Annotated in this window: 13 protein-coding genes; 10 read left to right on the top strand and 3 right to left on the bottom strand. The window is 65.2% G+C overall.

What is annotated here, in order from left to right:
* The first annotated feature begins 139 nt into the window (after positions 1 to 139).
* The 8 genes from IC66_RS0110795 to IC66_RS0110760 all read left to right on the top strand — a co-directional run bounded on the left by IC66_RS0110795 (position 140) and on the right by IC66_RS0110760 (position 8,959).
* A complete protein-coding gene (locus IC66_RS0110795) occupies positions 140 to 1,915 on the top strand; it encodes an acetolactate synthase 3 large subunit (RefSeq protein ID WP_038947617.1) in 1,776 nt (591 codons plus the stop codon).
* Between the two features lie 24 nt (positions 1,916 to 1,939).
* A complete protein-coding gene (gene ilvN, locus IC66_RS0110790) occupies positions 1,940 to 2,482 on the top strand; it encodes an acetolactate synthase small subunit (protein ID WP_028145447.1) in 543 nt (180 codons plus the stop codon).
* Between the two features lie 3 nt (positions 2,483 to 2,485).
* Positions 2,486 to 3,181, top strand: a complete 696-nt coding sequence (locus IC66_RS0110785) for a class I SAM-dependent methyltransferase (protein WP_028145446.1) — start codon at positions 2,486 to 2,488, stop codon at positions 3,179 to 3,181.
* Positions 3,182 to 3,226: 45 nt separating this feature from the next.
* The gene (locus IC66_RS0110780) at positions 3,227 to 4,117 is read left to right on the top strand and encodes an EamA family transporter (protein ID WP_038947616.1); all 891 of its coding nucleotides are present in this window, start codon (positions 3,227 to 3,229) and stop codon (positions 4,115 to 4,117) included.
* 7 nt (positions 4,118 to 4,124) lie between these two features.
* Positions 4,125 to 4,727, top strand: a complete 603-nt coding sequence (locus tag IC66_RS0110775) for a LysE family translocator (protein ID WP_038947615.1) — start codon at positions 4,125 to 4,127, stop codon at positions 4,725 to 4,727.
* Positions 4,728 to 4,861: 134 nt separating this feature from the next.
* On the top strand, positions 4,862 to 5,881 hold the full coding sequence (gene ilvC / locus IC66_RS0110770) for a ketol-acid reductoisomerase (RefSeq protein ID WP_028145443.1): 1,020 nt from the start codon (positions 4,862 to 4,864) through the stop codon (positions 5,879 to 5,881).
* A 147-nt stretch (positions 5,882 to 6,028) separates the two neighbouring features.
* Positions 6,029 to 6,880 carry an SDR family oxidoreductase gene (locus IC66_RS0110765; protein WP_028145442.1) on the top strand — a complete coding sequence of 284 codons (852 nt, stop codon included), beginning with the start codon at positions 6,029 to 6,031 and terminating at the stop codon, positions 6,878 to 6,880.
* Between the two features lie 366 nt (positions 6,881 to 7,246).
* Positions 7,247 to 8,959 carry a sulfatase-like hydrolase/transferase gene (locus tag IC66_RS0110760; RefSeq protein WP_038947614.1) on the top strand — a complete coding sequence of 571 codons (1,713 nt, stop codon included), beginning with the start codon at positions 7,247 to 7,249 and terminating at the stop codon, positions 8,957 to 8,959.
* Positions 8,960 to 9,133: 174 nt separating this feature from the next.
* Here IC66_RS0110760 and IC66_RS0110755 read toward each other — a convergent pair whose 3' ends face one another.
* A complete protein-coding gene (locus tag IC66_RS0110755) occupies positions 9,134 to 10,693 on the bottom strand; it encodes an ABC transporter permease/substrate-binding protein (RefSeq protein ID WP_038947612.1) in 1,560 nt (519 codons plus the stop codon).
* Positions 10,690 to 11,472, bottom strand: a complete 783-nt coding sequence (locus tag IC66_RS0110750) for an ATP-binding cassette domain-containing protein (RefSeq protein WP_028145439.1) — start codon at positions 11,470 to 11,472, stop codon at positions 10,690 to 10,692. Before IC66_RS0110750 ends, IC66_RS0110755 begins: the two co-directional genes overlap by 4 nt.
* Before the next feature lie 134 nt (positions 11,473 to 11,606).
* Here IC66_RS0110750 and IC66_RS0110745 point away from each other — a divergent pair, with 134 nt between their 5' ends.
* The gene (locus tag IC66_RS0110745; protein ID WP_038947611.1) at positions 11,607 to 12,425 is read left to right on the top strand and encodes an ABC transporter ATP-binding protein; all 819 of its coding nucleotides are present in this window, start codon (positions 11,607 to 11,609) and stop codon (positions 12,423 to 12,425) included.
* Entirely contained in the window at positions 12,425 to 13,213 is a 789-nt protein-coding gene (locus tag IC66_RS0110740) for an ABC transporter permease (RefSeq protein WP_038947610.1), read from the top strand. Before IC66_RS0110745 ends, IC66_RS0110740 begins: the two co-directional genes overlap by 1 nt.
* 48 nt (positions 13,214 to 13,261) lie before the next feature.
* Here IC66_RS0110740 and IC66_RS0110735 read toward each other — a convergent pair whose 3' ends face one another.
* The gene (locus IC66_RS0110735) at positions 13,262 to 13,711 is read right to left on the bottom strand and encodes a cupin domain-containing protein (RefSeq protein WP_028145436.1); all 450 of its coding nucleotides are present in this window, start codon (positions 13,709 to 13,711) and stop codon (positions 13,262 to 13,264) included.
* Positions 13,712 to 13,723: the final 12 nt, after the last annotated feature.

Raw genomic sequence — 13,723 nt, 5'->3', positions numbered from 1 at the left:
GTACCCAGGCACACCGCCGGGGGTGGCTAGCTGCCATCCACATGACAGGCGGTGTGCATGGGCCCTCTTCGGGGCCTTTTTTATTTCCCGAACCCGACACGAACGAAGCCGCTGACAACAGCGCATCCGGAGCAAGCCAATGAGCGACAAGAGCCACGATCCGAACCAGATGACCGGCGCCGCGATGATCGTCCGCGCGCTCATCGATCACGGCGTGACCGACATTTTCGGCTATCCCGGCGGCGCGGTGCTTCCGATCTACGACGAGATCTTCCAGCAGAGCGAGGTCCAGCACATCCTGGTCCGTCACGAGCAGGGCGCGGGCCATGCCGCCGAGGGTTATGCGCGCTCGACCGGCAAGCCGGGCGTTGCGCTGGTGACCTCCGGCCCCGGCGCCACCAACATGGTGACGCCGCTCACCGACGCGCTGATGGACTCGATCCCGCTGGTCTGCATCTCCGGCCAGGTGCCGACCCATCTGATCGGCAACGACGCGTTCCAGGAATGCGACACCGTCGGCATCACGCGTCCCTGCACCAAGCACAATTGGCTGGTGCGCGACGTCAACGATCTCGCAAAAGTGCTGCACGAGGCGTTCTACGTTGCGACCACGGGCCGTCCCGGCCCCGTCTTGGTCGACGTTCCCAAGGACGTGCAGTTTGCGACCGGCACCTATCATCCGCCGCGCAAATCCGACGTGCACCGCTCCTACGCGCCGCGCGTCAAGGGCGATGCGACCCAGATCCGCAAGGCCGTGGCGCTGCTCGCCCATGCCAAGCGCCCCGTGATCTACAGCGGCGGCGGCGTCATCAATTCCGGCCCCGAGGCGACCAGGCTGCTGCGCGAGCTGGTCGAGGTCACCGGCTTTCCGATCACCTCGACGCTGATGGGTCTCGGCGCATACCCTGCGTCGGGCAAGAACTGGCTCGGCATGCTCGGCATGCACGGCACCTACGAAGCCAACATGACGATGCATGATTGCGACGTCATGCTGTGCGTCGGCGCGCGTTTCGACGACCGCATCACCGGCCGCGTCGACGCGTTCTCGCCGGGCTCGAAGAAGATCCACATCGACATCGACCCGTCCTCGATCAACAAGAACATCCGCGTCGACGTGCCGATCATCGGCGATTGCGGCAACATCCTCGGCGACATCCTCCAGGTGTTCAAGGCGGAGGCGAAGAAGCCCGACATCAAGGCGTGGTGGCAGCAGATCGCGCAGTGGCGCGCCCGCAACTCGCTCTATTACAAGAAGAGCAACGACATCATCCTGCCGCAGCACGCGATCCAGAGCCTGTTCGAGGCGACGCGCGGCAAGGATACCTACATCACGACGGAAGTGGGCCAGCACCAGATGTGGGCGGCGCAGTTCTTCGGCTTCGAGGAGCCGCATCGCTGGATGACGTCGGGCGGTCTCGGCACCATGGGCTACGGCCTGCCGGCCGCGGTCGGCGTGCAGGTCGCTCATCCCGACAGCCTGGTCATCGACATTGCGGGCGATGCCTCGGTGCAGATGACGATGCAGGAGATGTCGACGGCGGTTCAGTACGAGCTGCCGATCAAGATCTTCATCCTGAACAACCAGTACATGGGCATGGTGCGGCAGTGGCAGCAGCTGCTCCATGGCAACCGGCTGTCGCATTCCTACTCGGAGGCGATGCCGGACTTCGTCAAGCTCGCCGAAGCCTATGGCGGCGTCGGCTTCCAGGTGCACAAGCCCGGCGATCTCGACGGTGCCATCCAGGAGATGATCTCGGTCAAGCGCCCGGTGCTGTTCGACTGCCGCGTCGCGTCGCTGGAAAACTGCTTCCCGATGATTCCGTCCGGCAAGGCGCACAACGAGATGCTGTTGCCGGAGCAGGCCAACGACGAGGCCACCGCCAAGGCTTTCGCCGGCGGCAAGGCGCTGGTGTGACGCGAGACATTTGAGGGGACGACAATGAACCAGCCCGCATCCGCCTACTTCATCGAAGAGCGCCACGATCCGAACGAGACGCACACGCTTGCCGTGCTCGTGCAGAACGAGCCGGGCGTGCTCGCGCGCGTCATCGGCCTGTTTTCGGGCCGCGGCTACAACATCGAAAGCCTTACGGTCTCCGAAACCGAGGCCCAGAAGCACCTGTCGCGCATCACCATCGTCACCACGGGCACGCCGATGGTGATCGCGCAGATCAAGAACCAGCTCGACCGCATGATCCCGGTCTACCAGGTCGTCGACATGACCCAGACCCGGCGCTCGATCGAGCGGGAGCTGGCGATGGTGAAGGTGCGCGGGCAGGGCGAGCACCGGGTCGAGGCGCTCAGGCTTGCGGATGCGTTCCGCGCCCGCGTGATCGACGCAACGACCGAGAGCTTTGTGTTCGAGATCACAGGCAATACGGACAAGATCAATCAATATATCGACCTGATGCGCCCGCTCGGCCTCGTCGAGGTGTCGCGTACCGGTGTTGCCGCGATCGGCCGCGGGCCTGAAGGGATGTGAACCATGCTGGCGCGCGACTGGTACTATAACGAGCGGAACCGGATGGGGATCGAGCCCGCGGTGGCCTCGATCTACGACGCCCACGACGACGCCGATCTGCGGGCGCGCGCCGCGCTGAAAATGCTGGGAGTCCAGCGCGGCTGGCGCATCGCCGACATCGGCTGCGGCAACGGCGTGCTGGCGACCGAAGCCGCGCTGCTGGGCGCCGAGGTCGACGCCATCGACATCTCGCCGGCGATGCTGGCGCTTGCGGAAATCTACGCGCGTGATCGCAAGGCGCCCGTGCGCACCCAGTCCGCCGGCCTGCTCAGCTTCGCCTATCGGCCGGAATCCTACGATCTGATCGTCAGCGAATTCACGCTGCACCATTTGCCGGATTTCTGGAAGGCGGTCGCGATGTCGCGGATTTTTCGCGCGCTCAAGCCGGGCGCGAGCTTCTATCTGCGCGACATCGTCTATGCCTCCATGCCCGACGCGATCGAGCGCGACGTGGAGCAATGGGCCGACTACCATATCAAGAACCACGATTTTTCGCGCGAGGGCGTGGTGATGCATATGCGCGACGAATATTCCACCTTCGGCTGGGTGATGGAGCGGATGCTGACCGATGTCGGTTTCACGCTGGTCTCGGCCGATTACCACGCACCGATGCACGGCACGTATCTGCTGCGCAAACCAAGAGCCGGCGAGCAAGGCTAGACGACAACAACAGGGCTGCACGACAGGGCAGAACCGAGAACAACAATGAAGCCGGCCGATATCCTCATCGCCATCCTGGTGGCGATCATCTGGGGGCTTGCCTTCGTGGCAAGCCGGATCGCGCTCGACGAGTTTTCGCCGGAACTGATGACCGCGATGCGCTTTTCCATCGCCGCGCTGCCGTGCCTGTTCATCCCCAAGCCGAAAGTCGCATGGTCGCTTCTGATCGCGATCAGCTTCACGTTGTTCCTCGGTCAATTCCTGAGCCAGGCCTATGGTATCGCCCATGGCGTGCCCGTGGGGCTGACCAGCGTCGTGGTGCAGAGCCAGGCCCTGTTCACCATCGGATTTGCCGCGATCGCCTTCGGCGAACGGCCGACGCCGGTCCAGACGCTCGGCATCGTCGTCGCGGCGATCGGCCTGCTCATGATCTGCGGCACGGTCGGTTATGATTTCAGTGTCGCTGCATTTGCGGTGCTGATGATCGCTCCGATCTGCTTTGCCGTCGGCAATCTCCTGCTGCGCGGCGCCCGCGGCGCGCCGATGTTCGATTTGTTCGCCTGGCTCTGCCTCACCGCCGCGTTGCCGCTGTTTGCGCTTGCACTGGTCGTCAACGGGCCAATGCCGACCTTCGAGTCGCTGATCCACATGTCGCTGACCGGCTTGATCTGCCTGCTGGTGATCGGCGCCATCTCGACCAGCATCGCGTACTGGCTCTGGGGCCGGCTACTGCGCGACTATCCCGCCGCGCTGGTGGTGCCGTTCGCGCTGCTGGTCCCGTTCGTCGGCTCGGCCGCCTCCAGCATCGTGTTCGGCGAGCGGTTCGGACCCCTGCGGCTGGCTGGCATGCTGACCGTGATCGGCGGTATCGCGGTGATGGTGCTGGCGAAGCGGCCCAAGGCGTTACCCGAAGAACCGCTGCCGAAGACGGCGTGAGGTGAGCATGTCCCAGTCGCTGTTCTACGCCTTCCTGATCTTCATGGTCGTGATGTATTTCACGCCCGGGCCGAACAACATCATGCTGCTGTCTTCGGGCCTGACCTACGGTTTCCGCCGCACCATCCCCCACATTGTCGGCGTCGTCATCGGCTTCGCCTTCATGATCGCTGCCGTCGGCCTCGGGCTCGGCTCGGTGTTCCTGGCCTACCCGATCCTCCAGACTCTCCTGAAATATGCCGGCGCGGCCTATCTCGTTTATCTTGCTGCCGTGATCGCCATGTCCGGCCCGGCCAGGCCAGGTGAAGGTGATGGTCGCCGTCCGATGACCTTCTGGGGCGCAGCCATGTTCCAGTGGATCAATGCCAAGGGCTGGGTGATCGTGATCGGCACCATCACCGCCTTTGCGGCCATCGCCCAATTCCCGCTCAACATCGCGATCCAGACCCTGATCAGCCTGCTGGTGGGGTCAGTGTCGTGCGTGGTCTGGGCGCTGTTCGGTACCGCGTTGCGGCCGGTCCTGACCTCCGAGCGGCTGGTCCGCGCCTTCAATATCCGGATGGCGATCCTGCTGCTGGTCTCCCTCTACCCCGTCTTCATGGATGCATGATGCCGCAGTTTTCCATGCAGAAACGGGTTTCCCAGGGGGCTGAAAATGCTCTAGACAGCCCCCGAAATCCGCAAATTTCACTGCCAAGACCTGACCAACGGCCGATTCTGGCCACCTGAACGAGGAAACGACCCATGCGTGTTTATTACGATCGCGACGCCGACCTGAACCTGATCAAGGGCAAGAAGGTCGCCATCGTCGGCTATGGCAGCCAGGGCCACGCCCATGCGCTCAACCTGAAGGATTCCGGCGTCAAGGACGTCGCCATTGCGCTGCGCAAGGACTCGGGCTCGGTCAAGAAGGCGGAAGCCGCCGGCTTCAAGGTGATGGAAGTCGCCGAAGCCGCCAAATGGGCCGACCTCGTCATGATGCTGACCCCGGACGAGCTCCAGGGCGACATCTACCGCGAGCACCTGCACGACAACATGAAGAAGGGCGCCGCCCTGGTGTTCGCGCACGGCCTCAACGTCCACTTCAACCTGCTCGACCCGCGCGCCGATCTCGACGTGCTCATGATCGCGCCGAAGGGCCCCGGCCACACCGTGCGCTCGGAGTATCAGCGCGGCGGCGGCGTGCCCTGCCTGATCGCGATCGCCAAGGACGTCTCGGGCAACGCCCATGACCTCGGCCTGTCCTATGCTTCGGCTGTCGGCGGTGGCCGCGCCGGCATCATCGAGACCACCTTCAAGGAAGAGTGCGAGACCGATCTTTTCGGCGAGCAGGTGGTGCTCTGCGGCGGCCTGGTCGAGTTGATCAAGGGCGGCTACGAGACCCTGGTCGAAGCCGGCTACGCGCCGGAGATGGCCTATTTCGAGTGCCTGCACGAAGTGAAGCTGATCGTCGACCTGATCTATGAAGGCGGCATCGCCAACATGAACTACTCGATCTCCAACACTGCGGAGTATGGCGAGTACGTCACCGGCCCGCGCATCGTCACCGCCGAGACCAAGGCCGAGATGAAGCGCGTTCTCGCCGACATCCAGGGCGGCAAGTTCGCCCGCGACTGGATGCTCGAGAACAAGGTCAACCAGACCTCGTTCAAGGCGACCCGCGCCAAGCTCGCCCAGCACCCGATCGAGGAGGTCGGCGCCAAGTTGCGCGACATGATGCCCTGGATCAAGAAGGGCGCGCTGGTCGACAAGTCGAAGAACTAAGCCGTTGTGCCCCGGACGCAGCGCAGCACTGTGGTGTTGCGCTGCTGATCCGGGGCCCAATGCGGCTCCTGGGTCCCGGCTCGGCGCTTGTCCGGGACATGGGTAAGAATCCAAGGCATGATCGCGTGAACTTCAGGGGAGAAGATCATGCGATCTGTCGTCGTCACCGGTGCGTCCACCGGCATCGGCTGGGCCACAGCAAAATTCCTGATTGAGCGCGGCTTTCGCGTGTTCGGCAGCGTCCGCAAGCAGGCCGATGCCGACAGGCTCAAGGCCGAGCTCGGCGCCAATTTCGCGCCGCTGCTGTTCGACGTCACCGATGAGGCTGCGGTCCTTGCTGCCGCGCGAACAGTCCGCGAGGCGCTGGGCGGCGAGACGCTGGCCGGCCTCGTCAACAATGCCGGCATCGCGGTCGCAGGCCCCGTGCTCGAATTGTCGGCCGATGATTTCCGCCGCCAGATGGACATCAACGTCATCGGCCCTGTGATCGCGACGCAGGCGTTCGGGCCGCTGCTCGGGGCCGACCCGTCGCTGAAGGGGCCGAAGGGGCGGATCGTGATGATCAGCTCGGTCGCGGGCAAGAACGGCAATCCGCTCTCGGCGCCCTACTGCACCTCCAAGCACGCCGTCGAGGGACTTTCGGAAAGCCTGCGCCGCGAATTGATGCTGTTCGGCATCGACGTCATCATCGTCGCCCCCGGCGCGGTGAAGACGCCGATCTGGAGCAAGGCCGAACAGACCGATCTGTCCGTTTACCAGAACTCGCCCTATCTGCCGGCGTTGAACAAGGTCATGGCCTTCATGATGGACCTCGGCGCGAAGGGCCTGCCGGCCGAGCGGATCGCCGAGATCGTGTTCGAGGCGCTGACGGCGGTAAGCCCCAAGGTGCGCTACCAGATCACGCCCGACCCGCTGCGCCATCTGATCGGCGCCGTACTGCCGAAACGGACGGTCGATCGCATCATCGCCAAGCGGCTCGGGCTGCTGCCGCAGGGGTGACTGACGCTCAGTTCGCCCCGGCCGCAAGCCGCGCGGCCTCCGGCCCGCGGTCGAAGCCTGACCATGCCCCGGGCGACCTCCGCCGTGTGCTGATGCGCTGCAGCTTGCACGGGAAGAGCAGGTGGCGGCCCAAGACCCGAGGTTGGCCGTCCAGCCTGTCCGGCCTGCGGCCCATCGCCGCCCGCGAAACATTAAGCGAAGGTCGGATCACGGCGCGCGTTGCCTGTCCTTGACCGTTCAGTTACAGTTTTATGACACGGTGCAGGCTTTCCGGCTGCGCCGGACGCCCTAGCCGCCCTTATTCCCGCCTTGGGCCGGCCAGACGGCTAGGTATCATTGCGCCGGACCAGCTGTTGCGTGTCGTCGATGGCGTCCGCGCCCAATCCAGGTCCTTCTGCCGCCACCGCCGTCCTCGCCAGCGTCGCCGCGCTCGGCATCTGGCGGCTGCTCGCGGTTGCCGCGCCGCATCTGGCCGCGCTCGCGCTGATGTACCAGACCGAGACCGATTTCGGCTCGCGCCTCTCCTTCGCGCTGGCCTGGGGCATCCTCAATTTTTTCTGGATCACGCTGCTGCGCCGGCCGGCGCTCTCCGGCGCGCTGTCGCTGACCATGGTCGTGGTGCTGGTGCTGCTGTCGCGGCTCAAGCACGACGTCGTCCAGATGACGGTCAACTTCATCGACCTGATGATGATCGACCGCGACACCGTCGCGTTTCTGTTCACGATCTTCCCGAATCTGCGCTGGTCGGTGATCCTGGCCGGCTTCGTCACGCTGCCGCTGATGTATGCGCTGTGGTGGCTCGATCCGTTCCGTATCCGCCGTCTGCCGGCGCTCGCCTGCAAGCTGGCCTGCCTTGCCGCGCTGGTCGGCTATTCGCTCTATCATCCGGACGAAGCCTGGCGCGGCTATTACGACGACGGCTATCTGTCGAAATTCTTCCGCTCCGGCGTCAGCTCGGTCTCCGATTTCGTGCAATACGGCTTCATGGAATCGGCCGCCGCGACCAACGAGCGGCTCAACATGCCGCTGGTCGATTCCTGCCATCCGGCCGGCCGCCGGCCGAACATCATCATGATCCATGATGAATCGAGCTTCGACATCCGCGCCGCCCAGGGCATCAAGGTGCCGCAGGGCTATGGCAGCCACTTCAAATCCTGGGACGGCAGGCAGCGCACGTTCCTGGCCGAGAGCAATGGCGGGCCGAGCTGGTTCACCGAATACAACGTGCTCGCAGGCCTCTCCTCGCGCTCGTTCGGCCGCTTCGCCTATTTCGTGACGCGCATCGCCTCGAACCGCGTCGACCGCGCCCTGCCGCTGGCGCTGCGCCGTTGCGGCTACGACACGATGTCGCTCTATCCCGCCCATGGCGGCTTCATGGCCGCGCGCAGCTTCCAGATAACGACCGGCATCGAACGCTTCCTCGACGCCAAGGACCTCGGTGCCAAGGACGTCGAGCCCGACGGCTTCTTCTACGACAAGGCGCTCCAGCTGATGGGCCAGCAGCCGCCCAACAAGCCGCTGTTCACCTTCATCTATCTCGGTGCCAATCATTTCCCCTGGGAGACGCGCTTCCGTCCCGACCTGCTGCCGAACTGGCGCGCGCCGGGCAATGTGGCTTCCATCGACGAATATCTGCGCAGGCAGGCGATCAGCGCCGAGCAATACAAGGCGTTCGTCGCGGGCCTGAAGAAGACGTTCCCGGGCGAGCCCTTCCTGATCGTGCGCTATGGCGATCATCAGCCTGAGTTTGCACCGGGTATCCTCGAGCCCGGGCTCGACGAGGGCGCTCTCGGCAAGAAGCTGGACGCCTACGATCCGCGTCTCTACGCGACCTATTATGCGATCGATGCCGTCAATTTCGAGCCGGTCAGAAGCGAGGCCGTGATGGACACGATCGACGGTCCTTATCTGCCGCTGGTGATCCAGGAGGCCGCCGGCATCCCGCTCGATCCGTCCTTCGCCGAGCAGAAGGAGATCATGCTCCGCTGCAAGGGCGTTTTCTACAGCTGCAAGGACGGCGCTGAAGCGCGGCGGCTGAACCGCCTGCTGATCAATGCGGGGATGATCAGGGGGCTGTAGCCGGCTTGCTTTGGCCGCAAGCGATACTCTTTGACCGTCCACCCTGAGGTGCTCACCAAGCGGCGTCAGATCGTAGGGTGGGCAAAGCGAAGCGTGCCCACCATCCCGTCGTGCGTGTTGAGAGACGGTGGGCACGACGCTTTCGCGCCTTTGCCCACCCTACGAAATCCGGGCCTACCGCCCGCCTACCTTCTCCCATAGCCACTTCGCCACCGCATCCGGCGAGGAATTCGCGTCGTTGCCGCTGGCGCGTAGATTCGCCTCGCGCATGGTGGCGATGTCGATCTTGCCGAGCATTGGCTGCAGCGCTGTCTTGAGCCGCTCGTCGCCGGCTCGTTTCGGGGCCAGCAGCAGGATGGCGTCGTAGGGCGGGATCGCGTGCCTGGGATCGTCGAGCGCGACGAGATCGTACTTTGCGATCAACCCGTCGCTGGTGTAGCCGGCGATCACGTCGACTTCGCCGCTCGCAACCGCTGCATACATGAAGTCGGGCTGCATCTGGCGCTGGGCGCGGAATGAGAGGCCATAGGCCTTTTGCAGCGCCGCCCATTCCGGGCGCGAGAAGAACTCGTAGTCGCCGGCAATCGATAGCGTCGATGCGTGTGCGGCGAGATCGGCGATGGTGCGGATATGAAGCGCCTCGGCGCGCTTCTTCGGAAGCACCAGCGCATAGGCATTCTCGAAGCCGAGCTCGCCGAGCAGGGTGATGTTGTCCTTTGCCAGGCTTGTCTTCAAATCCGTCAACAGCTCTGCGCGCGGCTTGATCTCGGTGCGATGCAGCTGGTTGGCCCAGAGCGTGCCGGAATAATCGACATAGAGATCGATGTCGCCGGCTTTCAACGCCCCGAAGATCACGCTGGAGCCGAGGCCCGAGCGCGCCGTTGCGGACAGACCGGCGGCCTGGAGGCGGTCCCTCATCAACGCCGACAGCACATATTGCTCGGCGAAGGTCTTGGCGCCGACGACGTAGCCCTGCGACGAGCGCCCCATCGTCGGCACCAGCGTTGCGGCGACCAGCGCTGCGATTCCGGCCGCGCCGAGCGCGGTTCGGGCGCGGCCGCGGCGGCGCAGACCGCTCTCGATCAGGCCGAGCAGCTGGTCGACGGCGAGCGCGAGCAGGGCCGAGGCAAAGCAGCCGAACAGCACGAACACCCAGTTCTGGGTTTGAAGCCCGGCGAAGATGTAATTGCCGAGGCTGGTCTGGCCGATCGGCGTCGACAGCGTCGCGGTGCCGATCACCCACACCGCGGCGGTGCGGATGCCCGCCATCATCACCGGCAGCGCCAGCGGCAGCTCGACCATGACCAGCGACTGCCGCGCGGTCATGCCGACGCCCTTGGCGGCCTCGATCAGCGCGGGATCGATGCCGTTGAGCCCGGTGATGCCGTTGCGCAGCACCGGCAGCATCGAATAGAGCGCCAGCGCCAGCATCGCCGGCAGGAAGCCGAACGCCGAGAAGGACACGCCGAACCAGGCCAGCGTCACCGAGGCGGCCAGCAGCAGCAGCGGATAGAACAGCGCGAGCAGCGCCAGGCCCGGCACCGTCTGCACGATGCTGGCGATTGCGAGCAGGATGGCTCGCGGCGCCGGGCGGTTGCGCGTCAGCATCGCCAGCGGCAGGCTGACGGCAAGGCCGAGCGCGAGCGCGGCAAGACTCACCCGCACATGATTGCCGAGATAATCGGGCAGATGCGCCAGCGCCTCGCCCCAGCGTGGATCGGCGAGGAAGCTCATGCCGCACCGCTTTGTGGCAGCAGCGCGTTCAGCCGCTCGACCTGGCGCCGCGGCGTACGCAGCAGCTCCAGCACGTAAGCGTCGCTGCTCTTCGAGAGCGCGGCGGGGGTGCCCTGCGCGAGCAGCTGTCCGCTGTGCATCACCGCGATGCGGTCGGCGAGCAGGATCGCCTCCGTCATGTCATGGGTGATCATCACGGTGGTCAGGCCGAGCTTGCGATGCAGCGAACGATAATCCTCGCCGAGGGCATCGCGGGTCAGGGGATCGAGCGCGCCAAACGGCTCGTCCATCAGCACGATGCGGGGCCTCGCCGCCAGTGCCCGCGCCACGCCGACGCGCTGGCGCTGGCCGCCGGAGAGCGCCTCCGGCAGACGGCTGCGATGCGCGTTGCGGTCGAGCTGCACGAGACCCAGCAGCTCGTCGACACGTGCTGCGATATCGGCCGCCGGCTCGCCCAGCAGTTTCGGCGTGATCCCGATATTGTCGGCGACGCTCAAATGCGGAAACAGCCCGCCGCTCTGGAACACGTAGCCGATCCGCCGCCGCAGCGCGACCGGATCGACGCTTTGCGCGTCCTCGCCTTCGATCGTGATGGTGCCGCCATCGGCCTCGATCAGCCGGTTGGCGAGCCGCAGCAGCGTGGTCTTGCCGGAGCCCGAGCCGCCGACGATCGCCACAAACTCGCCCTCGGCGATGTCGAGCGACAGATCGTCCACGGCCTTGAGCGAGCCGAAGCTCTTGGTGACGTGGGCATAGCCAATCATCGGCCTGGACAGCATCGGGCAGGGGCTCACCTTGCTGACCCGCCCACGGAGGGAGGGAATGAGAAGACCCATGCGTAGCACGCTTGGCGCCTTGATTGAACTTGGCCGCGCGAGCGGCTAAGGCATCGGGCCAAGTTCGGAGGGAACATATGTCAACGCCAACGGCAGTGGCGCTGGAAGATGCCAAGGTTGCGTTCCGGCTCGGGGACGGGCGGGTCTATACGGCGGTGGAGAAGGCGCATCTTGCGGTCGCGCAAGGCGAGTTCGTCGCCATTGTCGGGCCCACGGGCTGTGGGAAGTCCACGCTGCTCAACGTCGCGGCCGGGCTGCTGAAGCCGGCCGCGGGCAGCGTCAGGATATTCGACCGGCCACTCGCCGGGCTGAACCGGGATGCCGGCTACCTGTTCCAGGCCGACGCGCTGTTCCCGTGGAAGACCGCGCTCGACAATGTCGCCATCGGGCTGGAGATCAAGGGCACGCCGCGCGCCGAGGCACTGCCGCGCGCGCAGAAATGGCTGACCTCCGTCGGCCTTGGCGCGTTCGCGGGTCGCTATCCGCACATGCTCTCGGGCGGTCAGCGCAAGCGCGTGGCGCTGGCGCAGGTGCTGATCCGCGATCCAAAAATCCTCTTGATGGACGAGCCGTTCGGGCCGCTGGATGCACAGACCCGCCAGGTGATGGGCAATCTGCTGCTCGATCTCTGGAATGCCGACCGCAAGGCCGTGCTGTTCGTGACCCATGATCTCGAAGAGGCGATCGCGCTCGCCGACCGCGTCGTGATCATGTCGGCCGGGCCGTCCTCGCGTATCATCGGCGACTGGCGCGTGAGCCTGCCGCGCCCGCGCGACATCTTCGAGGTGCGGCTGGACAAGGAGTTCCACGCGCTCCACCGCGAGATCTGGAGCGTGCTCAAGGACGAGGTGATGAAGGGCTACGCGCAATCCACCCAAGCGGCGGAGGCGGTCTGATGTCGCGTCCGACGCTGTTCGCGCTGCAAGTCCTGGTCGCGGTCGTCTGCATCGTGCTGTGGCAGGTGCTGTCGACCGTTCCCGTGTTCGGCAAGATCCTGCTGCCGCCGTTCTTCTTCTCCAACCCCCTCGACGTGTTCAGCCAGATCGTGAAATGGTTCGCCTCCGGCGTGATCTGGAAGCATCTCGGCATCACGCTGGCGGAATCGATCCTGGCCTTCGTGATCGGATCGGCCGGTGGTGTGCTGGTCGGCTTCTGGTTCGCGCGCCAGCCGCTGGTCGCAGCTGTATTCGACCCCTATGTCAAGATGGTCAACGCGCTGCCCCGCGTGGTGCTGGCGCCGATCTTCGCGCTGTGGCTGGGGCTCGGCATCTGGTCCAAGGTCGCGCTCGGCGTGACCCTGGTGTTCTTCATCGTGTTCTTCAACGTCTATCAGGGCGTCAAGGAGGTCAGCCGCACCGTGCTCGACAATGGCCGCATGCTCGGCATGAGCGAGCGGCAGCTGATGCGGCACGTCTATTGGCCCTCGGCGCTGTCCTGGATGTTCTCCTCGCTGCACACCTCGGTCGGCTTTGCCGTGGTCGGCGCGGTCGTCGGCGAATATCTGGGTTCGGCGGCGGGCCTTGGCTATCTCATTCAGCAGGCCGAGGGCGTGTTCGACGTCGCCGGCGTATTCGCCGGCATGTTCGTGCTGTCGGCCTTCGTCATCCTGATCGACTATGGGGTCACGCTGGTGGAGCGGCGCCTGTTGGTGTGGCGGCCGACCGCATCGGATGGGCGAGGCTAGGCGCGAGGCGGGACCCGCGTATCGGCGCGGGCCCCCGGTCGCGAAGCCTCAATCCAGCAGCTTGGTGTCGTCGGGCGCCTGGGGCGGCGTCTTGATTGCGATCGCCTTGACCTGTCCGCTGATCGGCTTGGTGCCGCCATGCGGCGTGCCCTTCGGAATGATGACGAGGTCGCCCGGCTTCACCGTGACCTCCTTGTCGCCGAGCCAGATCGTGCCGGTGCCATCGAGAATGTACTGGATCTCGTTGGTGTTGGGATGCATGTGCTTGGGCACATTGCCGACCTGGATCGAGATCGTGGCGCCGTCGGCACTCGCGAACATTTTTGAGCGGTAGCCGACATTGTTGGCGGCCCCGAGCGCATCGCCTTCCATCTCTCCGGTGTGGATGATCTGCGCGGTGATGTTCTCGGCGGCGAGCGCCGGCCGGAGCAGCTGGTTCGCGCCGCATCCGGCGGCAAAGGCGGCGGCGATCGACAGCCCGATTGCAAGGCGATTCATGGATGATCCTCC

Origin of the sequence: Bradyrhizobium genomosp. III (assembly GCF_000261705.1) — a bacterium.
GTDB classification, from domain to species: domain Bacteria; phylum Pseudomonadota; class Alphaproteobacteria; order Rhizobiales; family Xanthobacteraceae; genus Bradyrhizobium; species Bradyrhizobium ottawaense.
This window is presented reverse-complemented; position numbering and strand designations above follow the sequence as displayed.